Here is a 23,828-nt window from a genome sequence, read left to right as displayed (position 1 = left end):
ATCTCCTAAAACTCAATTTCAATAATTGGAGCGTTTCTTAAATCAACTATAGCTTCAGCAGTTCCACCCGATGTAAATCCACCTGGCAACCATTGATTATTGGCTCCGCTCTCGTTTCCACTTGGAACTCTTATTCCATTAAGGTTCTGCGCAGGAACATAAAGCGCAACTGCATCTCCGTTTGAAAGTGTACCTGTGTCTAGCCCTAACCTTTGCTCGACTATTCCCATCTTTCCACCAGCCTCAGAAACGATTTGATCAAACTGGGACTTCGGCATCACAAATGCATCCCCTCCACCTGCAGTTCCATATGTTTCAAGGTTTTCTCGTGTCGTAAATCTCACTGCACCGCCGTCAAATTGCGCCAAGTGGGCATTAATATCCGCCTGAGACATGTAGGTTGACGGATCTGGTAATGTCTCGCCGTTCGCCTTTCTCGTAACCAAATCATCAATTGTACTCTGCGGCAGATTGGCCCCTATTCTATTTGTATTACTCCTACCACCTTTAGCCCAGTTATCAACAGATTTAATGGCTTTTACGGCTTTGGCACCTCCTGCGGCGCCAAGGGTGGCCAGGCCTCCGGCTCCCCCTGCGGTGCTGTAGATGTTGGCTTGCAATTCACCAAGGATCTCGCCGCCACTTTCGTAGTCTCCAGCTTCAAAACGCGCGTTTGCTTCTGAAACGGATTGTTTCAGGCTTTCCTTAAGCTCGCCCGGCAACTCATCCATATGGGTAACCAGATAGGCAAGCCCCTCTACACGCTTTTGATTGCGGAGTGTTGCGTCATCATCACCAACAATCTGGAGTGCTGAATCATAAAGTAATGCCCCAAGCGCCTTCGCATTGTCCGCAATAAAGCGCCCACGGGCCTTGTTCGCGCCACTCAAAGCAAGGTTATTCAAGCCACTACTGATAGAACCTGATGTGCTGTCCAGACCATCCTGCAAGATGAACAAAGAGGCAAGTTGTGCCTGAGTTTGGGTCGTTTCAGACGCGGTTAAGTTTCCAGAATCAACAAGACCTTGCAGGCGAACTTTTTCTGCCTGAATTTCCTGGCGAACCTGATAAAGACTTTCTGCAGTTTTCAGGAGTTCAAGTGTTCTGGGAATCTGTTGTTCTTCCGGTTGGTCAGGAGAAACAGATCCCAAGACACCGCCTGTGATGTAATAGTATTTTTCATTCTCTAGAACACTGGCGATCGCTAGAGTCGATCCCGGTAAAACGCCTTGAAGGTTTTCATATCCTTCTGGAGCAAAATCATTTAGAACAACGTCATAAAACGATCTGTTTTCATAGATCTTGCTTGCGTATAAAGACGGGTTATTAAACTGATTGTCTTCGCTCAGGAATTTTATTTGATTACCTAAAATATCGACAAAGCCATTCCCATGCCCCGTTATGCTTTGCAGTATTGCCAAAGCCTCTGGGTTGGCTTCCAGTTCTCTTGCCTTTTGCGCATCAACTTGACGTAAGGCTTCTTGCCCCAATATCTGACGCCACTCATCAGCTGTTTTATCGCTATTGGCAGCCAATTCTTCTGCCTTGGCATCAAGGGCCTGTATTTCATCTGTATGAAGTTGACGGTTATAGGTGCTGGCAAACTGGGCGATGTCATTGGCCATATTGATCGCGTCTTCATCTCCACCGACAAGTGCGGTGGCAAGCGCCCCGGCCAGGCCTGCAAGTCGAATACGAAGATTCGGATCATCTGAAAATTCATCAAGGGCACCGCCAACCAGTTCCTGCAGACCCGCGCCAATGGCACCAGCCATACAGTTCTTGCTGGCAGCCTGACCGATTGCACAGCCCGCCGTGGCGTGCAACAGAACCTTGCGAATATCGCCTTCTTCCAGATTAAGATTGTCTTTGGCAGAAATATCGCCAATTGCCTTGAAAGCAATGGAAGACGAGATGTTGACAGCAGAAGAAACCAGATTGGCTTTCAGCGCTTCGTCAAGATCCTGTCCGCCAATGGTGGATTGGGCCGCAGTCGAGACAAGTGTTCTCACGGACTGATAGGCAATCTTGTCTGTTAGCGTACTGGCCTTGCCGGCATCAATATCTAATCCACCCGCGACACCTTGGGTCAAGCCCGCGGTGACAATACTCACCGCCAATGAACGCAGGTTATCGCTCGAAATAATATCTTTAAACGCTTCCCCGATGTCACCAGATACCGCACTATTGGCAAGGGACGTTGTGGTGGTGGTCGCTAAAGACGTTATTCCGGCATTAATCGCTGAAATAAATGCGAGCTGTGCCGTAGATACTGTTCCCGAGACAACAACACCACCTGTGAGTGTTGTCGTAACCGCCCCGGCAGCTGCTGTACCAGTGACCGTTTGTAATCCCAGCATTGACGCAGCAAGGGATGAGCCAGCGCCATAGGTTGCGATAGCCGTAACAATCGCAAGGATTGCCATGGCCCCGCCACCAAGACCTGATTCTTTTCGGCTCCATTCCCTGTAAACTTCTTCAACGGCAACCCAGTTTACATCATTGCGCTCAGTCAATGCACCCAGGTATTCAAGGCCCGGCGCATTTTTTAGCTGCGCAATGTCCTTTTGAAAATCTCCTGTACTGCGGAAATCAACCACAACTCCGCCCGGAGATTCGATGACAAAGTCTCCTTTGGAATGCAGTAAAGCATGACGAACTGTTTCACGTTCGTGGCCATACTCTTTCATCGTCCATTTCAGAACACCGCCATCAAATTCCTGCACGGACAGATAATCGCGTTCTTTTTCACTCAGAAGATTAAGCTTGGCATCAGGATTGGCAAAGGGGCCAACACCGACAGATATTTTAAGATCACCACCTGCGTCGAGAGAGCTGGCTTTGATTGTTGTGTCATCACCCGATTTGGTGGTCAGATCATTCAGACTGGTTACTTCTGTTTCAAGAACAGTCGTATTTTGTTCAATTCGGGTTAAAGATGTTGATCCTCCGAGAACACCACCAAGAGGACCCGTTTTTGATTCTTCATGGTGAATGTTGTGCTTTTCGGTCACAGAAGCAATATAAAGCTCTTGCCCGGCATCAACTGTCAGGTCATTTCCTGATTTTAAATCTGAAGCGACAATTGATATGTTGCGATCAGCCTGAAGATCCAGATCATTCTTGGCGGTAATCGTGGACTGTTCAAAGGTCTGATGCTCTTCCCGATGATCCAGAGCTTTCCCAATCCCCAGAGAACCACCTGATTTTTTGCTGTATTGATGGTTATCCCGGCTGTATTCCTGCGCAGGTAAAATTGAAATATCCTGGCCTGCTTTGATTGAAGCATCATTGTCTGCACTAAGGTTAGATGCACTCACGACAACATTGTTTCCAGCATCCAGAACAAGATCATTGCCCGCGCCAACGGCAGAGGCCTGTTGCGTAATTTTCAGGCCGTTGCCTTCGCGAGAAGACGAGCCGCCAAAGGTTTTCTTTTTCAGCTTGTAGTCATAAGTACGCTGGTCCTGTGCCGAGACGATATTGATATTATCGCCCGCGCGGATGGTAAGGTCTTGCCCAGCTGCAAGAGCAGATCCTGTAACCGTGGTATCCTTGCCAGTGGTAATAACCAGATTACCATCGGTAAGGACAGTCGAGCCCACGTTGGTTGTGCTGTCGATGTTGGTATAGCCAGCCTTGTGGGTATGATGCTTTTTATCCCGCAGTTCGATAGAACCAATCTGCACATCATTTCCAGCAGTAAGGGTGGTGTCGCCAACAGCGGCGACATCTGCACCACGAACGATGATGTCGCTATCTGCAACAACATCCAGTGTTCCCCCCGCAAAAATCTCACCCCGAGCATTGCGAACAGTCTGAACATCGGTGCCATCGGTACGCAGTTCATAGGTCGCGGTTTCATTAATGACATTACCGCTTTGGGCAACCAGACGAACATTGTTGCCTGCGCGGATTGATCCACTGCTGTTGATCACGTCTTCTTCAGCGGTCAGATTCAGATCATTTTCTACATCCAGATTGCCACTATTGCGGATAGATCCTTCGCGTGAAATCAGGTTCAGGTCTGTCGAGGCAATAATCGCCCCTTTGGGCAAGAGCTTGCTACGGCTATTTTGCGCAAGATAGAGGCGCGGAACCAGAACTTCCTGTCCTTTGAAGATTTCTGTGACATACCAAACAATATCGTTGGTAAGCGCCGCAATCTGTTCTTTGGTGAGTTCGACACCAACAGAGAGTTCGAGATCGCTGCCCTCTGCGATACCGTTGTCGAGCAGAGTTTTCATTTGGGCAATGTCATCCTGCACGGCAGGATTCAAAAAGCGTTCCCCGGTTTTACGAATGATGGCGTCACGGACCAGACGGGTATCCAGAAAAGCATCGCCCAAACGACGCGGCAAGTCTTCGTAACGGGCATCACCCGGTGTTAACCCATTACCTTCGAGGAAATAGTCAGATCCAAAGAAAGTACCAAGGTCGGCAAATTCAAAGCGGGATTCAATGATCGGTCCGGGGGCGGTCGGGTCAGGGTTTTTGACAAGGAGAGGGCCGGGATCACCAAGGCTGGCAATATCAAGCAGGGGTACATCACCGCCGGGTGTAGAGGTTACACCTCCGATTTCATTGATATAGTTCTTGCGTTTGATGTTGGTAGTGTCAATGGTCGCAACAATTGTTGCGTTGTTAATTTCATCTTCGAAATCAATAGATACAGTCCCTCCCGCCATAATGCTGGAATTGACTGAAGAGATTTCATTCGTTTCAATGGTCGCCCTCCCCCCGCCATCACCAAACCAGGCGCAGACCCCTCCGTAACAACGAGTTGTATTTTTGAATTTAGCTTCGACTGTATACTCGCGAACCAGTTTGGTTCCCTCATTGGTCAGAGTTGCATCTATGTTAGGATCATCAGACGTACCTTTGAGGTTAATATTATTAACAGCCGCAATATCACTATTGTGATTAAGTAAGGTCGTCGCAGTAACAGCTAAATCTCTCCCGGACGAAATCAGACTTGCGTTTGAGTCCTGCTCAACATAAGTCTCATTTACCCAGGTTTTGAGTACACCGCCGCCACTATAATAAGAAGTAAAATTATCCTTCTCCCAGTGGGGAACCTTTGCTATATCTCTGCCTGTAAAGTAGCCACAGGCCTCTGCTGAAATTTTCGCACCGGGAACGGAATTACAGCCGGGATGACTTTGATTGCTAAAAGCATAGTCAGCAGAATAAATTCGTTTTTTACCTGTCGTGAAAACCTTCTTCCTGTTTGTCAGGTTTTCCGTCTGGATTGTGATATCGCCCTTGTTACTTTCAATCGTTCCCGACTGATTCAGGACGCTTTGGCTTTTGCCCCCTGCAGCCCCCTGTACGATAATATTATCAATGGCAAGGACAACACCTTCGTCATTGTTCAGATTTTCGGCATTCAGCGTAATATCACCGCCACTGGCGATCAGCCCCTTTTGACTATGAAGCGTGTCCGTTACGGTTGCGGTTAAGTTTCCAGATTGTGTGGTTTTGCCATCTGCAGCAAGCCCGGCAACCAATGCAGCATTGTCTTCAAGTGTCACGTTTTCTGCATTTACAGAAACTGTGTTTTGCGCCCCGGATGTTGTATTGGTCCCAAAGGTAACGGTGCCATTATCTGCACGCAGATCAAGGCCATTGCCACCATAAGCATTCCCATTCAGGGTAACGCCCCCGTTTGCCGAATTGGCCGTAAGATTATTGCTGGCCGTCGCTTTGGCGAAGCTAATGGTGCCATCGGCACTCAGGCTAAGATCACCACCGGTAGCAGCCATATCCCCGGCGGCTCTGACACCTACGCCTGCCTCGGTCCCAACAAGGGTAATCCGGTTGGCATACATGCCACCCAAAGCCGTGGAATCAATGGCAAAGGCGGGCTGTGTTGAACCATCATCAGCCTTTGCTGTGGCCGCACGGGTGGCGTAGTCATAATCATTGCGCCCGGCTGTGATGTTCAGTTCTTTGGCGTTAATCGCCGCATTTATTTCACTGGAACGGCTGACAATATCGAAATAATCAACATTGCTGGCATCAAGACCTGTCCCGCCGATGATGATCGTACCGTCATCAACAGAAAGGGATTGCAGATTACCATCAGGTGCAAACACAGGTGTTCCCGTGGTCAATGTACTGCGAGGGGTATTGATGAAGCCACAGCCGCTACAGGTAATACCGTTTGGATTGGCTAGAATATATTCTGCTGATCGACCAAAAACCTCGGTATGGCCTTCTAACAGCGACGCATTACCGCTCGTCACTTCGTTAATGATCAATCGGGCCCCTGCAGTTCCTGCCAGATTGGGGTTGCTGTTCAATGCGCCGCCAAGCTGAGAGACGCCAACCGTCGTACTGTTGTTAAGGATTACCCCCTGATTGGTGACGTTAAAATCCAAAAACTTGTTATGGGAAACCCCCGCACCGGACGGACGAGCAATATTTACAAGCGGCACACCATTGGGTGCATTAGTGACATTGGCCTGATTAGCAGCGGCTGCGGCAGGATCAACGTTAATGCCATTGGCATAAGAGGACACAACAGGCGCAAAAGCGAGGTTAAAGCTTAAAACAATTGCTGTTGTGTTTTTCAAAAACGTTTTCATCACAAAAACCTAGAAATTAACCTTGAAGTCGACATAGACTTCGTTATTGCGTTTTTCCACATAACCGGAGGATGACAAGGGCCGCGCCCAGACCAGTGATCCACTGGCAAAACCACTATTCAGGCGCAGCCCAACCGCAGCACCTTGCATGGTGCCGTGTTCAAAGATTTCACTGTTATCTGAACGAATTTTCCCTATGTCATAGGCAGCAAAGACGCTTGCGCGGCCTAAAATATGATCCGGGACTTTCAACCCTGTTTGCGGCAAATTCCAGCTTAGTTCGTTTCGCAGGTAACCACCCACATCACCTGACGCAGATCCTTCTTTAAAACCACGAACAGTCGACTGCCCGCCGATTGATATTCGTTCCGTGCTGTAAAGCGTATCCGGGCTCCATTGCGCAACTGCATTACTACTCCAACTCAATTGCTGATCAGCCAGCGTAAAGGGGCGGTAGTAATTTAGAGATGCATCAAATTTATCAAATTGGGCACGAGGATTATCACCAGCACCGGGTTCGTCCTTTAATGCTCCAAAAAGCCTTAACCCGCGTTGATACTGAACATCACCTGACAGAACCCCACCCTGAAAGCGGCGGCTATGATTAAGGCGTGACCCGAAAATAGCTAACTCACGACTGGACGCTTCAAGAAGGGCATCCTCGATAAAATTTCGTGTTTCTTTATTCTTCAAAGAAACAGACACAGAGGTCTTGCTGTCAGCATCCCGGTGGATGACGCGATCCAGCTCTGCCTTATAGCTTCGACTGTTACCACTGGTGTTAAAGGTCTGGAAACTCCCCTCGATCTCGCTTTCATACTCGAAATAGTCACCGGATAAAGACAATGTCCAGTAGCCATAGGGGATAGACAAAAATCCTGAAAGACTTTTGCTGTCAGCCCCTTGATCCGGGGCAAAAGCCTTACTGAAATCTACTGTCCAGTAATCGTTGATACCAAACAGATTATCAGCCTGCGCATTGAATTTCCCTTGTAATTCACCCGTGCTTTTTGAACCCGAGTTACTGAGGCCTGGGGAAAATCGAATACGTTTTACAGTTGTATTTTCAATAACAACAATGGTTTCGCCCACTTTCTCACCTGGTACCAACTTAAGCTTGGCATTGTTCGACGGCAGCCGGTTCATCTGATCCAAACCTTGCTCAAGATCTCGGATATTCAGCATGTCGCCTTGTAAATTTGGAAAGGCCGTAAGAAATTCGAAACGTGGAGTCCAATCGCCCCCTTCTTCTAGGCGATTAATTTTTCCATCGATAATTTCGACCGTCAAAACACCGTCAGATGTATCTTGTGCAGGGATATAGGCACGGGTTGTCACATACCCCGCTTCGACAAAAAGATTTGTGATGTTCTTGAGTAGATTGTTGATGTCTACAATAGTTAAACATTTGTTTTCGTATGATTTTATAATATCAATCACAGATGAACGCAGACTTTCACCACCTTCAACTTCTATCGTGCTTATGTCACTACAGGTCGCCTGATCTTCATTTTGCAGGCTCTCAGGCAGCGGAGTCAGCTCCAGGCCGCCGGGATTCCTCTGCAGACGCTCACGCTCCAACTCGCGCAGCTCGTTTTCACGCTGTTGCTGAATCTGTCTTTGTTTCTGCTGAATAATCTGTAAGTCAGCGGGCGTCGCCGCAAATACGTCAATTGATATAATCAGCGCAATAAAGCTGCCATATACCAATAATAGAAATCTGCCCAAGAATCACACTCTTAAAATACAACCTATGAGCAAGTTCGAGTAATGCGTTTTTTCTATTTTGACAATAGGTATAAATAACTATCGTTTCGACTTTTAGATAAATTAATATTTGTTTTTTCGTGTAGGTAATAATAAATGGTGATCCCGGCGCGATTCGAACGCGCGACCCTCAGATTAGGAATCTGATGCTCTATCCTGCTGAGCTACGGGACCACTGGGTATCTGTATAATTGAGAGTTTCTTTTCTGCCAAGGGGCCACGAAGTGACATGTATTACTTTTCAGGCATGTCTAATTACAGATCACATATTCCGGAACGCGCATAAAAAGAACCCCGGCAGCTGGAGGACTACCGGGGTCGAGAGTTAAGGCACGTTACTGACAGGGTGCCTTTGGGAGTTCTCTTATAGCTATATCACTTTGCCTTTCCTTCTCACTTCACCATTCCTTGGCGTTACTGCATTGCTCGTGTAGCCAATCTACACTTCCCGCTTTGCGTCCCAACATCAGAACAAGGGAGTGAAAGCAAATTGAAATCGCTATGTTTTTTAGATCATCACACAATCAAGTTTAGGATTAACTCTAAGCTGTCGCTGTTTCAGTGATGATGCTGTTGTTATCCAACAGATCCTGCAGGCTTTGGCCGCCAAAGTCAGCCGTTGCAACGCGGTCCCAACCGCTGTCAGCACCTGCACAGGATGGGCCGTCACCATTGTTGACCAACAGGTTGTTGCCATCAACACGCAGATAGTTTTCAAGGGCATCCCCCTCAACACCTGCTTCGTAGCCAACATCACCCAAGAGATCAGCAACATTGATCACATCGCCTTCGTCAGCATTGAAATCAAAGATATGGTCAACACCGCGGTCAGACGTCACCATAAAGGTATCCTTGCCTGCGCCACCCATCAAATAATCGGTGCCATCACCGCCGATGAGAATATCATCACCTTCACCGCCAATCAGCAAATCAAGGCCACGTCCGCCATCCAGCGTATCATTGCCTTCATCCCCAAAGAGGAAGTCACGACCTCTACCACCAGACAGATTGTCATCACCACCACGTCCCCAGAGGATATCCTGACCGCGCAGACCAGTGATGGTGTCATTGCCATCTTCACCCATCAGGTAATCATTACCACGGGTACCTGTAATCGGGTTTGGTTCTGGTGTGGGTTCCGGTGTGGGTTCTGGTGTCGGCTCAGGAGTTGGTTCCGGCGTCGGCTCGGGAGTGGGTTCTGGTGTCGGCTCAGGAGTTGGTTCCGGCGTCGGCTCGGGAGTGGGTTCTGGCGTTGGCTCAGGAGTTGGTTGCGGCGTCGGCTCGGGAGTGGGTTCTGGCGTTGGCTCAGGAGTGGGTTCCGGTGTCGGCTCAGGAGTAGGTTCTGGCGTTGGCTCGGGAGTAGGTTCCGGTGTCGGCTCAGGAGTTGGTTCCGGTGTCGGCTCAGGAGTAGGTTCCGGCGTTGGCTCAGGAGTTGGTTCCGGCGTTGGCTCGGGAGTAGGTTCCGGTGTTGGCTGAGTATTGGAAAGTTGAACGGTCTGGTCGTTGAACTTCACAGCTTCAACATTGATCAGCTTGTCCGTACCTTCTTTACCACGGAGATCGCGAATTTGGTGACCGTCTTCGATTTCCGTTATTTCGTAATCGCTGGCATTACCATCGTATACCGCGGTGTCATTACCTTCACCGCCTTTGAGCGTATCATCACCGGCCCCACCGTTCAGGGTATCTGCCCCCGCAGCCCCAGACAGCATATTATCGCCTTTGTTGCCTTGAAGAACATTATCCAGCTCGTTTCCTGTGGCATCGATGTTATCAAGACCCAACAGATTAATGCCAATCAGGTTTTCACCCGCAGTCGCGCTAACCGATGTTTGCACAACATCTTCGCCGACCAGATCAACCTTCGCATTTTCCCCCGCCAGCGCAACAGCCACAGCAACAGACTTGGACAGATCACCGCCAGAGAAGCGGACGTTATAATCCCCATCGGCAAGTTGCTTCTGATAACCACCACTTTCGTAAGTTTGAGTATTTTTAGCCTCACCACCTGCAACAGGCGTTGTGCTAACACTAATGCCGCCACGGCCTTCACCAACGGAATAGAAGCCGTCGCCATCACTGTCTTTATAGGCAACACCGGTCAGGAATTTATCACCGCCCTGATCAGAAAAATTTTGTGTGGTCATCAAAGCGTTATAAGAAACACCATTACGCGCAGTGAAATCACCTTCGCGCACACCCAGACCAACTTCAGTGAAATTATCGCTCATTAAATTGGTGCGGTGACCAGAGCTTTTGAACAGCCCTTCATGCTCGCTCAGGGTTGTTGCTGCTTTGTCGATCTCACCCGTTGATCCTTGCCATGCAATGTTCTCACCCCAATTGCGGGTACTGTACCCTGCGGCGCGCATGCGTTGCCCCGGATCACTGCCATTACTTCCTGTGTGGCTAAACGTATTGGTATTCAGCATCCAGTCAGAATGGGCACGCCCGGAATCGATCAGCTGTTCGTTAAATGCCAAGGGCTGTTTGCTATCGCCAGAAATCTGCCCCGGCGGCAATCCCTGATTAAGGTCAATGCCCAGCCTCGCCGCTTCGGCTTCGGGGTCAAGACGGGCACGGTTTATAAGTTCAAGTTGATATTGTTCGAGGTCACTCGGTTTCGCCATAGATTTGTCCTTTCGGTTTTTAAGAGTGCAAACCATGGACTGAACCGGCAAAAAAATGTTGTGAGAAAAGCTAGGTATATCTGTGACTTAAACAGGATTTAGCCGCCTTTATCTCTTCACATTTCAGCCTTTAAATTACTACTGACATCGCGAGAAACACCGCAGAGCTGCGATTCACAGGTGGCGATTTCAGCTCAAAAAGTAAAACAGGCTGTGTCTTAATCCAGACGTGCCTTTTCATCGCCACGATTGGCGCGAACGGCTTAAAGCTCGTCATGGTTACATAGTAAAAGAAATCTGCACGTACGCAGCTTGCTAGAGAACCAAAATACTCAAACCCGAGGGAAGGCCTTAATCAAGGGCGCGGAATTTATTCATGGCATCAACCAGTGCCGTGGCGATTCCCGGCTCAAAGGCAGAATGACCAGCATCATCAATAAACTTGAACTCCGCTTCGGGCCAGGCTTTGTGCAGATCATAGGCCGTTGACGCAGGACAAACGATGTCATAACGGCCATGAACAATAACCGCTGGAATATTTCTGATGCGATCAATCCCGCCCAGCAATCCATCTTCGGGTAAAAAGCATCCATTAACGAAATAATGCGCAATCAATCGACCAACCGGAAGTGCCCGCTGATCGTCCAGAGATGCTTTGACGATCTCTGGATTGGGCAAAAGCGTCACGCAACTGGCTTCGTAACTGCTCCACGATTTCGCGGCGGGCAAATGAACCGACGGATCTGGATCTGTCAGACGTTTATAATAAGACCCAAGAACATCCTTGCCCTCTTCTTCATTTAACAGAGAGATAAAATCATCATAGGCTTCCGGAAAAATCGACCCGACACCCTGTTCACTCAAATACCATTCCAGCTCTTTGGGACGGGACAGGAAGATACCGCGCACGACCAATGCATCTGTACGCTCGGGATGAGCTTGTGCATAGGCCAATGACAATGTTGATCCCCATGATCCGCCAAAAACGACCCAGCTTTCGATACCAAGCTTTTCGCGCAAAAGCTCCATATCGGCAATCAGATGAGGTGTGTCATTATTTTCAAGTGACCCCAGCGGCAGGGATTTTCCACAGCCGCGCTGATCAAACAGGACAATGCGATAGTGCGCAGGATCAAAAAACCGACGATGCGCTGCCCCGGTACCGGCACCCGGGCCACCATGAACAAACAGCACCGGTTTGCCCTCTGGATTACCAGAAACTTCCCAATAGATCTCGTGCCCATCCCCAACAGAAAGAAAGCCCATGTCATAAGATTCGATTTCAGGATACAGATCTTTTGGGTTCATAATACCGCTCTAAATACTATTAAAGGTTGAAAAATAATTACTCTCCTACTATGACGAGATTATGCCTGAATTAAAAGCTTTCATCAGTCGATTATTTTTACTTCCCCTGCTCGTTTACAGCGGGCTTTCATTCGGCGGATTGGTAGCAGCGCAAGAAACATCACTCTCTTTCGAGCCAACCTTTGACAAACGAGTTAAGGTCACAGCAATTACATCAGCTCACCACCTAAGACTTGCTGATGGCACGACCATAAAACTGGCTGGCCTGCTTTTACCAACACCACAGGACTGTGAACGATTGACGACTGTGTGCCCTGTTGTTGAGCAGCTAGCACGCTATCTGGAAACAACGCCAGGTCAACATCAGGTCTACATCGACAGTAACAGTTTGAGTCTAGACCGAAACGACCGATTATTGGCACAGGTAAAAAACAGAGAAGGCCACTGGATACAAAAAGAAATTCTGGAAAAAGGTTACGGCAGAGTTATGACGACAACTGCCACTTCAGCTGATCTCAAAGAAATGCTCCGCATCGAAAACCAAGCCCGGCAAAGCCAAAAGGGTCTATGGCGCCTGAGAGCTTTTCAGGTTTTACAGACAGATAATCTGAACACCAAAACGGATCGCTTTCAAATTATTGAAGGCACGATCCAGAAGACAGCAGAAGTCCGCGGTACGATCTATCTGAACTTTGGGCAGGACTGGCGGAAAGATTTCACCATAAAGCTTGAGAAAAACCAACGCCACTCTTTTACCAACAAAGGTAAAGACCTGCTGAAGATGATCGGTAAAAAGGTACGAATACGGGGCTGGTTGTTCTGGGAGAACGGACCTATGATATCACTCTATAAGCCAGAGCAATTAGAGTTCTTATCAACAGAGTAATTTTTGGCAGAGTAATTTTTGATAGCATCGCTTTTTAGGATCAGACGCAAATGCCCAATAACAATCCCGATACCAATGTAGCGAAAACAACATCCACAGAAGTGAGTTTGAAAAAACTTTTGGACGCGGCAAGAACAGAAATAACCGAACAAGATCCCGATGACATAAAAGCCCTGCTTTCACAGGATAATGTTATTCTGCTGGATATTAGGGATATTCGGGAACTGCAGCGCGAGGGAACCATTCCCGGTAGTTATCACTGCCCCCGTGGTATGCTCGAGTTCTGGATTGCCCCTGATAGCCCCTACTACAAGCCCGCTCTTTCACCCGATCATCAGTTTATTTTGCATTGCGCATCAGGATGGCGATCAGCACTTGCAGCAAAAACCCTGCAAGACATGGGGATACCAAAGGTCAGCCATATGAAAGGCGGCTTTGCGGCCTGGAAAGAATGTGGATTAGAAGTCGAAGAAAAGACATAATTCCTTTATAAATTCCTCATAAAGGAATTAACGGTACAATTTGAACAAACAGCGCGAACTCATGACGATGGCAACTCTTTCTCGTTTCAAGACCCCCCTTCTGGCTCTCGCCCTTATTTCCAGTGGGCCCTTGCTTTCTGGATGCTCGACTTCAGAAGCAACAGGACGCACCTTTTTTAATGGCGGATTAACCCCTGCGCAGGAGCAGAAGGTTGGAGCAACTGAGCATGTGAAAATAATCAAAGAGTTTGGCGGGACCTATGACGAAGATCCCGCGTTGACGAACTACATCAACAGCCTTGGAAACTTCCTCGCCAAGACATCTGAGACACCAAACCAAAAGTTCACCTTTACCCTTCTGGACAGCCCTGTCGTCAATGCCTTCGCCCTGCCTGGCGGGTACGTTTACACCACCCGCGGGCTTCTTGCCCTGGCCAACGACGAAGCAGAAGTGGCCGGCGTGATCGCCCATGAAATCGGCCATGTCACCGCAAAGCATTCAGCCGAACGCTATGGCTCAACCTTAACCGCAAACATTTTAGCCGCAGGTGTTGGCATTTTGACTGGTAGCGGACAGGCCGCGCAGGCCGTTGGCACGGCAGGTGCTGTTGCCGTTAAAAGCTTCTCTCGCGATCAGGAATTCGAGGCAGATCTTCTCGGCGTGCGCTATCTTTCTCGTGGGGGATTTGACCCCAATGGCATGGGTGACTTTTTAAGCCAACTACAGGCCAGTAGCCGCTTGGATGCTGAGATTGCGGGTGATCCCGGTCGCGCAGACCAGTTCAACATCATGCAAACCCACCCCAGAACAGCGGATCGTATTCAACGCGCAATTCAACAGGCTGGGACAAAGACCGTTAATAATCCAATTATTGGGCGGGATGTCTATCTCAAGAAAATTGATGGTATGCTCTACGGAGACGATCCCTCCCAAGGATATATTCGTGGACAAAGGTTCTCTCACCCGGAACTCAAACTTACCTTTACCGCCCCCAAAAACTTTCGCCTGATCAACAGCAAAACAAAAGTGGCTGCTGTCGGCCCCGAGGATTCACTAATCATTTTCGATGGCGCAAAAGGGGAAGTAAGCGGCAGTCTGAAAAGTTACCTGACAAATGTCTGGGCGAAAAAGATTAGCCTAAAAGGTGTAGAGAAAATCACAATCAATGGTATGGAAGCCGCAACAGGCAGCACACAAATCAACACCAGGAATGGCAAAAGAGACTTCAGATTAATTGCCATTCGTTATGCCGGAAACAAAGTATACCGCTTTACCTTCATCACAGATCCTGGCCAAACAAACCGCTTCTCAGAAGATTTCAGACGGACAACATACTCGTTCAAAAAGCTTTCAAACGCAGAAGCTGCCAAGCTAAAGCCCTATCGTATCAAAATCCACACCATCCGCTCAGGCGATACCCTGACCAATCTCGCCCAAAAGATGCCCTTTGCAGACTTTAAACTGGAACGGTTACTCGTTCTCAATGGCTTGACAAAAAACAGTAAGCTTGTGCGCGGGCAGAAAATCAAACTCGTAACCGAGTAATCAGGACCTTAAATTTGGTAGATATTACAAACAAACACGTTACAAATGAAATTTCTCCCGGGCCAAACGGAGTTTCTCCTAAGCCAGACGAAATCTCACCTCGAGTGGACTGCGATATAAAGAAACATTGGCGCCCCTCAATTGCCATGGCCCTATCCTTTGGCTTTGGCAGCATGACCATGATCGCCCTCGCCATCGTCATATGGCTTTCTTTTGATACTGCCCGTGACAATACCTTTGCTCTAACTCGGGAAGTCACAGAGGTGACTTTCGGCTCCATTCGTTCTCACCTGGACAACAACCTGAACGCCGCAGCAAGTCAGGTCGTCTATATGTCTGATTTGGTTGAGCAAGGGTTACTAGACCCTGATGATGAACAATCGATCACCCAAACCATCAAAGGTGCTTTGGCCGCAACCCCCCAGGTAAGCGGTATGATATTAATGAAAAAGGATGGGTCATCCGTTCGCGCAGGTTGGACGGATGAAACATCTTTTGTTAGTAGAAATGAAAAGGGGGACAACGAATATCGCTTTGCAGCTTTGTTGCAGGACATCGGCAAAACAGAAGGTGTTTATTGGGGCGGTGTTGTCTGGATTGAAGAATTTAAAGAGCCCCATATTTCTGTTTTTCACCCCGTATATCAAGGCGATCAATATATCGGTGCTATCGGGGCAATTATCTCTATCAGTTCTCTTTCAGACTACTTCAACAAATTGGATGAAGAGACCGGCAACCATACCTATCTACTTCTTGATCGAAACAAAGTCCTAGCTCATCCGTCTCTAATCGATATGAGCCGTTCGGGCCTATCTGCAGAAAACCCTCTCCCGACGCTGAATCAAGTCATCGACGGAAATCTCCGACGTATCTGGAATAAGCCTCTGTATGATTTCACAGAGATACTTGGAAATGGCGATATCAAGGGCCATGCCGTTGACTCTTTTGCTGGTGAGCTTTCATTCCTGCACACCAGCTTCTCTGGCTATGGGTTTGAAGATTTAACCCTCGGCATCTATTTTATGGAAGGTGAACTGGAAGGGTATTACGAGCGTCTCTATCTCACTGGGATCGCAGCCTTGGTTATTGCTTTGATTACAGTCGTGATCATATTTTTCTCTGGCAAGTTTATCGCCATCCCCCTCCAACGCCTTGCTGAGACCTCACAACAGGTTGGTCAACTGGATCTTGTTCATACCCAGCGACTGCCCGGAAGCATGTTCAGGGAACTTGATACGGCTGCAACCGCGTATAATTCAATGCTGGGCGGCCTAAAATGGTTCGAGAACTATGTTCCCAAAAAGCTGGTAAAACAGCTTATGGAAACCAATGGTGAAGGCATTATTTCAGAAGAGCGCGAAATTTCTGTCATGTTTACAGACATCGTCAGTTTTACGCCTTTGAGTGAATCCATGCCTGCCACAGAACTTGCCAGCCTACTCAATCACCACTTTGATTTGTTGGGTGCGATTATTGAGCAAGAAGGCGGCACAATCGACAAATACATTGGCGATTCAGTAATGGCATTCTGGGGTGCACCGACACAAATGGATGATCACGCCAAACATGCATGTAATGCAGCCTTGCGTATTGAGAAAGCTCTACAAGAAGATAATAACCGTAGAAAAGAAATGGGACTGCCCGCTATCAACATTCGAATTGGTATTCATAGCGGTCTTGCCGTTGCCGGAAACATCGGAGCCAAAGGCCGTGTTAACTACACCTTGATCGGCGACACGGTAAACACAGCGCAACGTCTGGAAAGCCTTGCAAAAGATGTTCTAACTAAAAGTTCAGAAACCGCAAAAACACTGATCTCTGCCACAACATGGAACTACATCAAAAATGATTCCAAGATGGAAACCACGCCAAAGGGATTTTTTGCTCTACGCGGGAGGGAAACTGAAACCGAAGCCTATGAATTAAAGAACCCCGAGGTTTAAGAGCTTTTCTCGTCCAGCTGCTTGAGGAAATCATCATGCGTCTTCCCTCTTTCATGAGGGAAGACCTCTTCCAGAACAAACATCTGCTCTATGCGGTCAAGGCGAAACACTCGAAAACCTTCCCGTAATTCACACCAGGCCCCCAGCATCCATATCGCACGATAAAGCTGTAATCCCAGTGGCCAGAGCGTACGCTGACTTTTATCGCCCTTGGCATCTCTATAATTAATCAGCACCTTGTTCTGGTTCCGGATAGCATGCCGCAGATCACCAACATCAATAACAATAGGCTCTGGCAAGGCATCCCCATGGGCAGCCAAACTAGGCTTAGCCAGTCTCGGGCGTAAAAGATCGGGTAAAACGCTCTCAATTTTCTGGAGAACATCTGTCGCAGCCAGCGCCAGCTTCGGATCGGCCCAAGCCTGTACCATTGCCATACCAAAGGTAAGTGCTTCAAGTTCTTCCGCATCAAACATCAAAGGTGGCAGATCGTAACCTTCATAAAGTAGATAGCCAACGCCAGCCTCTCCCTCGACAGGGACACCAGAGCCAATTAAATCTTTAATATCACGATAGACAGTACGCGTGGAGACTTCTAATTCTTCAGCAAGTTTATCCGCCGTAATCAAACGGCCGCGACGTAAAATTTGAACCAGACGAAATAAGCGGTCAGCCCGTCGCATTAGCTTTCCAGCACCTCGAGAACCTGACCATCGAGACCTATGCAAGCAGCAATCAGCTTGCCACCAAACCCACAACCGCCATCAAGAGTAACGGCGTGTTCGTCATACTTAGGTCCGGCCTGCTCAGGATCATATCCTCTAAACAGGCGCGTAAAGGGACCAAAATTCCCCTTCACCTGCTGAAAGCCTTTGTTTGCCCACCAAAAACTATCTTTTTGAGTTTCCAAAGGTCGACTGGGATTGATCCCTGCGTTCACAAAGAGTGTCGTTCCATTATCAGGATAGGCAGCACGCTTTAGCTGGCCCAGGACCTGATAGTGACCCGGTTTTTCCTGCATGGCCCGACGCACCTTGTTGGTCCAGCGCGTTAACTGCATGGCTCCTGCTGCGGCTTCCCGGAAACCTTCTTGCGGATTAAAGCCATAGGCTTGAAGTGATGCTCCAACACCCTGATCGAGCATCCACTGGAGAACACCTCTTGGATCTGTCGCAAATTGCAGCTGGAGCAGCTTTTGCCACATCTCTTCCTGAGAACCTCTTAAATAAACAATATCACGGGAGAAGTTTTGATATCTGGCAAGGAAGAAACGACGGAAAGAAATAAGCTCATCCAGGGTTTCGCTTACCTTGGCGCCATGCCCCATAAAATTGCCAAGATAAATAACGCGATCACCACGCTTTAGTCGGGGCTCAAGGGCTGCATGGATATTTCGCAACGGGTCGACCTCACCGTGAATGGCGCTAACAGCCCAAATACGGTGTGTGGCAGTCAGGATTGCAAATTTTTGCACATCGCCCATGGATAAGGACGGTACCCCTGTTACAGCTATAGCGAGAAGGAGTGCTTAAAAGAAAAGCGCCATATTCTCGCCTGATTGCCCGATAAACGGACGATTAAAGACGAAGAAGATACAAACGCGGCTCCGCGTTAACGGAACCGCGTTTTACATGTTCTCCGTAAAACTAGGCTGCTGCAAGCATTTCTTCTAGTTTTACTGCTGCCGAATCTTCATCGATATCTTCAACCGCAGCAAATTCACGGGCCAAGCGCTCCAGAGCAGCCTGATACATCTGGCGCTCACTGAAGGATTGCTCTGGTTGTTCTGGTCCACGGTGCAGGTCACGCACAACTTCTGCAATAGAAACCGGATCACCGGAATTAATCTTCGCTTCGTATTCCTGAGCACGACGGCTCCACATTGTCCGCTTTGCGCGCGAACGCCCCTTAAGAGTTGTAAGGGCGTCTTCCATGAGTTTGCGGCTGGACAATTTACGCAGGCCAGAACTTTCTGCACGTACCAAAGGCACACGCAATGTCATTCTATCTTGTTCAAAAGTCACAATAAGCAATTCAAGCGTAACGCCAGAAATCTCTTGGGTTTCGATACCCTGTACGCGTCCAACACCATGGGTTGGGTAGACCACGTAATCACCGGCACTATATTCTGCTTGTTTACCCATTAGATCTCATCTCTCCGTTTTGACAGCCTGAATTCATCCAGACCCTACATTCATATAGGTATGTTTTCAGTTTTCGCTATCCCTTGGCCTGCAAAAAATGCAGATGAAAACACACCAAAAACGCATGGACGCAATTTCCCCACTCAATTTTTTGTAAAAATTGGCAGGGGAAGAAGTTAGTTGTTTAAGTGAAACTTACTAAAGATGCAGGAAAATCCTGTCCCAACACCGTACCAGCAATCCATCCGTCACAGATATGTTATACAGGAATTACAGTAAAATTTCAATATTCGCATAGCACATGCCAGCTACGCGATTAAAGCATAGTTAGACAAGTCTGAAATTTCGAATTTAAGAGAGTTCCTGATGGCTTTACCAAGCCTAGATTTTTGAAGACCAAGTTAGCCCCAAAATTGAAATGATTGAACAATCCGTTGAGCACCCCTGTCACAGGTGCTCACGCATCCAATCAGCCAGTATCGCCTGGCTTGTCACTGAAATGATCTTGCAACTTGTTAGCCACGCCATTCCATTCGTCTGCATCAGCAGGCTTTTCACCCATACGCGTGATATTTGGCCAAATATCCGCCCACTTCTTATTGAGGTCCATTACAGCCTCTGAAGCAGGATCAGTATCAGGCAAAATCGCTTCCGCAGGACATTCAGGCTCGCAAACACCGCAATCAATACATTCATCCGGATGAATGACGAGCATGTTTTCCCCTTCGTAGAAACAATCCACGGGGCAAACTTCAACGCAGTCCATATATTTGCATTTAATGCAATTTTCCAGGACGACATATGTCATCGTCTAATCTCCACTTGGCTCCTGACCAACCACAGGCTTCTCCTGTGTTCCCATTTGGGTTTATGAAAAGGGCCTTACCCTTTCAAGCCCAAACGAGCAAGAGCTTTTTTACGAGCATCACCGTTATCGCGATCAGAAACATAGAGCAATCCGGCAATTCGCCGCATCAAATTCGCTTCGTAATGATGCAACTCTCCATCAGCATAGACAACCTCCCACATCATTTCCATGAACTCAGAACGCTCTTCCGGGCTATGGCTGTCATTGATAACCCGCGTAAAAGCAAAAAGCTGGCTGGAACTACCAGCTTCCTCTTCCGCAAGAGAGAGCAATTCTGCGCCGTCTTCAGCACTCAGGCCCAATCGGCTTTGAATAAGCTCGATAATCTTTTCCCGTTCTTCAGACCCAAAATCATCATCCATTCCCGCGGCCTCTACCATCAAAGCAGCTGCAGCAACTTTTTTATCACTGTGGCTAACCAAGGCCCCTTGTGGCTTTTGGGTAATTTCACTCAGCAATTCTTTTATACGACCAAACAATCAACTTTCCTCAAGCATTATAAAACCCGGTAAAACAACAAAATCCCGTAATGAGTTCTGCCAAAAAGGTCAAATATTAAAGATCTAAAACCTTAGCGCTTCAATATCTTGAAGACAGAAACTATTACACATATCTATAATCTAGTGTCACTTCAGCCCGTAAACAACTTTCATCGACCTCATAGCATGCCATCTCAAAAACCAGAATCATCTTCTCCTTCTCCCGATGCCAGACGTTATGCCCCGGCAACAGAGCGCAATCGACAGGCAATCTATGAAGTCTTGAAAGATAATCTGTCCGCAACAGGGCAATTGTTAGAAGTCGCCAGTGGAACCGGTGAACATGCGGCCTGGATCGGATCTCGCCTGCCAACAATAACATGGCAAACCAGCGAATATGACAGAGATCTCTTCTCTAGTATCCAAGCACATATTCAGGCGTCTGCGGCCCAGAACATTTCGCCCCCTGTTCATGTAGACGTTACGCACAAGAACTGGGGACTTGAAGAAAAAAAGCTGTCTCAACTTCACAGCAAAACTGACATCATTACCTGTGCCAATATGATTCACATCGCCCCTTGGGAAGTGGCAATTGGATTGATCCAAGGGGCATCAAAGCTTTTATCCCCAAAGGGGCTGTTATTTATTTACGGGCCTTTCTTTCAAAGTGACGTAGAAACTGCACCTTCTAATCTTGAGTTTGATAACTGGCTAAAAGAACGGAATTCATCTTGGGGCATTCGACAGCTGGATGATGTAAAGAAACTTGCCGCAGATCATGGATTAGTTCTCCACAAAATTCACCCCATGCCTGCGAATAACCTTTTCCTACAATTTAAAAAAGCTGACAAAATTTAAGGCTTAACATCTCCCAGATCACTCCAAAGCGGTGAAGACATCGCTTCACTTTTAATCCAGGACAAGAATGCCCTGTTCTTCTTCCTCTGCGCATCGCGAGAAATAACAGTATAAACTTGACCGTTGGGCACAAACCCAAACGGCGCAACCAACCTTCCAGCACGAATGTCTTCGCTAACCAGAGCCCAAGGCGCAATAGCCGCCCCCAGCCCGCCCATGGCTGCTTCTAGCATAAAGTAAATATGTTCCAGTTCAGTCCCCTTGTCAGTGTCCGGCACAGAAATATCTGTGGCCTTGGACCAGTCCTGCCAGGCTGATTTTCGGGTTAAGCTATGCAACAAAGGAACCTCTTCTCTTTCCGTAAGGCTCCCCGTCTCAAAAACAGAAAATCGCGCGTCGAGCTCTGGCGTCATGACAGGCCCCACTAACTCAGCAAACAAAGGCGTCGCATCAACATTTGACGGCCAGTTGTTTTCCCCAACAACAATCGCCAAATCACATGCCGCATTCGCAAGATTAGGCGTCACCGATGTCGTGCTTAATCGAACTTCAATTTTTGGGTAGTGCGCTGAAAAACGATGTAATCGGGGCAAGAGCCACCTCATCATAAAAGTGCCGATACAGGCAACATCCAAGACGCCCTCTTCACTATCGACCACACTTGAAATACTTGCTTCAAGTTGATCAAAAATCGCTGTCAGTTGCGGCTGTAGCTTCACCCCGGCCTCTGTAAGCTGCAATTTGTTGCGGGGCCCCTCAAACAAACGGACCCCCATAACATCTTCCAGATGACGGATCTGCTTACTGATTGCTCCATAAGTAACATTTAATTCCTGGGCCGCATCAACCATACGCCCTTTTCGCGCAGTTACTTCAAAAGCCCGGATCGCATTTAAAGGCGGTAACGATGATCTATTCATAATAGTTTTTCTCACATAGATCAGAGAAATGATCGATTTATTCTTTGTAAATCAAAAGATTTAATCAACCTTCATTTTCAATAGTGAGAAAAAATCCTCTCTGTGAACTCACAAACAACACATAGAAAGCAGCTTCCCAAATGGATACAACCATCTTTCTTGCCATAATGGCTGGCGCGTTTATGCACGCTGGATGGAATGCCGTTATCAAGATCGGATTGGATCGCTTTTCCGCTATTCTATTACTTTCACTGTTTCAAGGCGCGATCTCTTTCGCGTTGATTCCTTTCTTCCCAACCATTGCCAGCGATGCCTGGCCATGGTTGTTCGCCTCTATCTTGTTACATGTCGGGTACAAATTTTTCCTAATCAAAGCCTATGCTTTAGGGGACTTAAGTCAGATATATCCGCTCGCTCGTGGCACTGCTCCGTTAATTGTATCTGTTATTAGCGCCCTATACCTAGGTGAAGTGCTTTCGCTTACCAATGCTCTTGGCATTGTCTCTATTGGTCTGGGGATCATGGCCATGGCCTTAAGCAAAGGGCCAGACACACCTCCGCTTTCAAAAAAAGCGCTGATATTTGCTTTTTGCACCGCCTCTTTTACCGCCGCCTATACATTGGTGGATGGAATAGGGGCCCGCTTATCCTTTAATGCATCAAGCTTCACCCTATGGTTATTCGCCGGAGACAGCTTGATTATGTTACTGTCCTCGGTGGTCCTTAGAGGTAGAGGAGCCATTATAAAGACCCTCCCGGAATGGAAGAGTGGCTTTGTTGCAGGCGCTCTTTCTCTGGGATCTTACTGGATTGCCATCTGGGCAATGACAAAAGCCCCGATTGCTTTGGTCTCTGGACTGAGAGAAAGCAGTGTGCTTTTTGCCATGTTTATTGCCGTATTCCTGCTCAAAGAAAAAGCCGGGATTATCAGGTGGCTAGCAGCTTTTTCTATAGGAACAGGCATTCTCCTTACCCGGTTCTAAAAGGGTATAAGTGGAAAACCCAATTTTACCCATCACCTTGGCGAAGCTTGTCTATATCGCGACGGTCTTTTTTGGTCGGTCGCCCAGCACCCATATCCCGTATAGCGGTATCACCAACAGAATTTGTCGTACGGGATTTTTGAGTGTCTACGGGTGCAAGGTCTTCATACAATTCGCGTGCTTCGGGTGCTGGCCCTCGGCGGCTTCCCAGAGCCAGAATTTTAACGACACGGATGTTTGTACCCTGCGTAAAGGTCAGGACGTCATCCAGCTTAACCAGCTGGCTGGCTTTACCAACTGCCTTGCCACCAACACGCACCCGACCACCATTACAAACTGTACTGGCGATTGAGCGTGTTTTAAAAAAGCGGGCGTACCAAAGCCACTTATCAATGCGAAGACTTGCCTTTTCATCACCAGCCAT

17 protein-coding genes and 1 tRNA gene are annotated in these 23,828 nt (G+C 47.9%); 6 read left to right on the top strand and 12 right to left on the bottom strand.

Going from position 1 to position 23,828, the window contains the following annotated elements; all coding sequences use genetic code 11:
• Window positions 1–5 precede the first annotated feature (5 nt).
• The 5 genes from BKB51_RS17275 to pip all read right to left on the bottom strand — a co-directional run bounded on the left by BKB51_RS17275 (window position 6) and on the right by pip (window position 12,295).
• Window positions 6–6,590: a two-partner secretion domain-containing protein gene (locus tag BKB51_RS17275; RefSeq protein ID WP_085902371.1), complete on the bottom strand. Its 6,585-nt coding sequence runs from the start codon at window positions 6,588–6,590 to the stop codon at window positions 6–8.
• A 9-nt stretch (window positions 6,591–6,599) separates the two neighbouring features.
• Entirely contained in the window at window positions 6,600–8,318 is a 1,719-nt protein-coding gene (locus BKB51_RS17270; protein ID WP_085902370.1) for a ShlB/FhaC/HecB family hemolysin secretion/activation protein, read from the bottom strand.
• 136 nt (window positions 8,319–8,454) lie between these two features.
• Window positions 8,455–8,531, bottom strand: a tRNA-Arg gene (locus BKB51_RS17265).
• A gap of 368 nt (window positions 8,532–8,899) precedes the next feature.
• Entirely contained in the window at window positions 8,900–10,987 is a 2,088-nt protein-coding gene (locus BKB51_RS21275; RefSeq protein WP_198946785.1) for a CAP domain-containing protein, read from the bottom strand.
• 351 nt (window positions 10,988–11,338) lie between these two features.
• Window positions 11,339–12,295, bottom strand: a complete 957-nt coding sequence (gene pip / locus BKB51_RS17255; protein ID WP_085902368.1) for a prolyl aminopeptidase — start codon at window positions 12,293–12,295, stop codon at window positions 11,339–11,341.
• A 61-nt stretch (window positions 12,296–12,356) separates the two neighbouring features.
• Between pip and BKB51_RS17250 the strand changes: the two genes are divergently transcribed.
• Genes BKB51_RS17250 through BKB51_RS17235 form a run of 4 tightly spaced genes read left to right on the top strand, consistent with a single transcriptional unit; the run spans window position 12,357 to window position 17,152 of the window.
• Window positions 12,357–13,181 (top strand): thermonuclease family protein, encoded by an 825-nt coding sequence (locus tag BKB51_RS17250; RefSeq protein ID WP_085902367.1) that lies wholly within the window; start codon window positions 12,357–12,359, stop codon window positions 13,179–13,181.
• A 50-nt stretch (window positions 13,182–13,231) separates the two neighbouring features.
• Window positions 13,232–13,663, top strand: coding sequence for a rhodanese-like domain-containing protein (locus tag BKB51_RS17245; RefSeq protein WP_085902366.1), 432 nt, complete (start codon window positions 13,232–13,234; stop codon window positions 13,661–13,663).
• Window positions 13,664–13,703: 40 nt separating this feature from the next.
• Window positions 13,704–15,209 carry a M48 family metalloprotease gene (locus BKB51_RS17240; protein ID WP_125911866.1) on the top strand — a complete coding sequence of 502 codons (1,506 nt, stop codon included), beginning with the start codon at window positions 13,704–13,706 and terminating at the stop codon, window positions 15,207–15,209.
• 14 nt (window positions 15,210–15,223) lie between these two features.
• Window positions 15,224–17,152, top strand: coding sequence for an adenylate/guanylate cyclase domain-containing protein (locus BKB51_RS17235; RefSeq protein ID WP_085902364.1), 1,929 nt, complete (start codon window positions 15,224–15,226; stop codon window positions 17,150–17,152).
• Here BKB51_RS17235 and BKB51_RS17230 read toward each other — a convergent pair.
• The 5 genes from BKB51_RS17230 to BKB51_RS17210 all read right to left on the bottom strand — a co-directional run bounded on the left by BKB51_RS17230 (window position 17,149) and on the right by BKB51_RS17210 (window position 20,643).
• Window positions 17,149–17,835: a helix-turn-helix transcriptional regulator gene (locus BKB51_RS17230; protein ID WP_085902363.1), complete on the bottom strand. Its 687-nt coding sequence runs from the start codon at window positions 17,833–17,835 to the stop codon at window positions 17,149–17,151. The genes BKB51_RS17235 and BKB51_RS17230 overlap by 4 nt on opposite strands.
• A complete protein-coding gene (locus tag BKB51_RS17225) occupies window positions 17,835–18,635 on the bottom strand; it encodes a hypothetical protein (protein WP_085902362.1) in 801 nt (266 codons plus the stop codon). The genes BKB51_RS17230 and BKB51_RS17225 overlap by 1 nt, the downstream gene beginning before the upstream one ends.
• Before the next feature lie 163 nt (window positions 18,636–18,798).
• Window positions 18,799–19,296: a CarD family transcriptional regulator gene (locus BKB51_RS17220; RefSeq protein ID WP_085902361.1), complete on the bottom strand. Its 498-nt coding sequence runs from the start codon at window positions 19,294–19,296 to the stop codon at window positions 18,799–18,801.
• Window positions 19,297–19,765: 469 nt separating this feature from the next.
• A complete protein-coding gene (gene fdxA / locus BKB51_RS17215; protein ID WP_085902360.1) occupies window positions 19,766–20,104 on the bottom strand; it encodes a ferredoxin FdxA in 339 nt (112 codons plus the stop codon).
• 74 nt (window positions 20,105–20,178) lie between these two features.
• Window positions 20,179–20,643, bottom strand: coding sequence for a tellurite resistance TerB family protein (locus BKB51_RS17210; protein WP_125911865.1), 465 nt, complete (start codon window positions 20,641–20,643; stop codon window positions 20,179–20,181).
• A 186-nt stretch (window positions 20,644–20,829) separates the two neighbouring features.
• On the opposite strand from BKB51_RS17210, the gene BKB51_RS17205 reads away from it, so the two are divergent.
• On the top strand, window positions 20,830–21,501 hold the full coding sequence (locus tag BKB51_RS17205; protein WP_085902359.1) for a DUF938 domain-containing protein: 672 nt from the start codon (window positions 20,830–20,832) through the stop codon (window positions 21,499–21,501).
• On the opposite strand, the gene BKB51_RS17200 is transcribed toward BKB51_RS17205, so the two are convergent.
• On the bottom strand, window positions 21,498–22,421 hold the full coding sequence (locus BKB51_RS17200; RefSeq protein WP_085902358.1) for a LysR substrate-binding domain-containing protein: 924 nt from the start codon (window positions 22,419–22,421) through the stop codon (window positions 21,498–21,500). The two genes, BKB51_RS17205 and BKB51_RS17200, sit on opposite strands and share 4 nt — an antisense overlap.
• A 140-nt stretch (window positions 22,422–22,561) precedes the next feature.
• Between BKB51_RS17200 and BKB51_RS17195 the strand changes: the two genes are divergently transcribed.
• Entirely contained in the window at window positions 22,562–23,404 is an 843-nt protein-coding gene (locus BKB51_RS17195) for an EamA family transporter (protein WP_085902357.1), read from the top strand.
• Between the two features lie 25 nt (window positions 23,405–23,429).
• Here BKB51_RS17195 and BKB51_RS17190 read toward each other — a convergent pair whose 3' ends face one another.
• Entirely contained in the window at window positions 23,430–23,828 is a 399-nt protein-coding gene (locus tag BKB51_RS17190; protein WP_085902356.1) for an RNA-binding S4 domain-containing protein, read from the bottom strand.

The sequence above is a fragment of the Kiloniella majae genome (assembly GCF_002118315.1).
In the GTDB taxonomy this organism is placed as follows: domain Bacteria; phylum Pseudomonadota; class Alphaproteobacteria; order Kiloniellales; family Kiloniellaceae; genus Kiloniella; species Kiloniella majae.
This window is presented reverse-complemented; position numbering and strand designations above follow the sequence as displayed.

Excerpts from the sequence above, each read along its gene's own strand:
- BKB51_RS17275 (WP_085902371.1), bottom strand. The coding sequence starts at position 6,590 with ATGAAAACGTTTTTGAAAAACACAACAGCAATTGTTTTAAGCTTTAAC.
- BKB51_RS21275 (WP_198946785.1), bottom strand. The coding sequence starts at position 10,987 with ATGGCGAAACCGAGTGACCTCGAACAATATCAACTTGAACTTATAAAC.
- pip (WP_085902368.1), bottom strand. The coding sequence starts at position 12,295 with ATGAACCCAAAAGATCTGTATCCTGAAATCGAATCTTATGACATGGGC.
- BKB51_RS17250 (WP_085902367.1), top strand. The coding sequence starts at position 12,357 with ATGCCTGAATTAAAAGCTTTCATCAGTCGATTATTTTTACTTCCCCTG.
- BKB51_RS17245 (WP_085902366.1), top strand. The coding sequence starts at position 13,232 with ATGCCCAATAACAATCCCGATACCAATGTAGCGAAAACAACATCCACA.
- BKB51_RS17230 (WP_085902363.1), bottom strand. The coding sequence starts at position 17,835 with ATGCGACGGGCTGACCGCTTATTTCGTCTGGTTCAAATTTTACGTCGC.
- BKB51_RS17225 (WP_085902362.1), bottom strand. The coding sequence starts at position 18,635 with ATGGGCGATGTGCAAAAATTTGCAATCCTGACTGCCACACACCGTATT.
- BKB51_RS17220 (WP_085902361.1), bottom strand. The coding sequence starts at position 19,296 with ATGGGTAAACAAGCAGAATATAGTGCCGGTGATTACGTGGTCTACCCA.
- fdxA (WP_085902360.1), bottom strand. The coding sequence starts at position 20,104 with ATGACATATGTCGTCCTGGAAAATTGCATTAAATGCAAATATATGGAC.
- BKB51_RS17205 (WP_085902359.1), top strand. The coding sequence starts at position 20,830 with ATGCCATCTCAAAAACCAGAATCATCTTCTCCTTCTCCCGATGCCAGA.
- BKB51_RS17200 (WP_085902358.1), bottom strand. The coding sequence starts at position 22,421 with ATGAATAGATCATCGTTACCGCCTTTAAATGCGATCCGGGCTTTTGAA.
- BKB51_RS17195 (WP_085902357.1), top strand. The coding sequence starts at position 22,562 with ATGGATACAACCATCTTTCTTGCCATAATGGCTGGCGCGTTTATGCAC.
- BKB51_RS17190 (WP_085902356.1), bottom strand. The coding sequence starts at position 23,828 with ATGGCTGGTGATGAAAAGGCAAGTCTTCGCATTGATAAGTGGCTTTGG.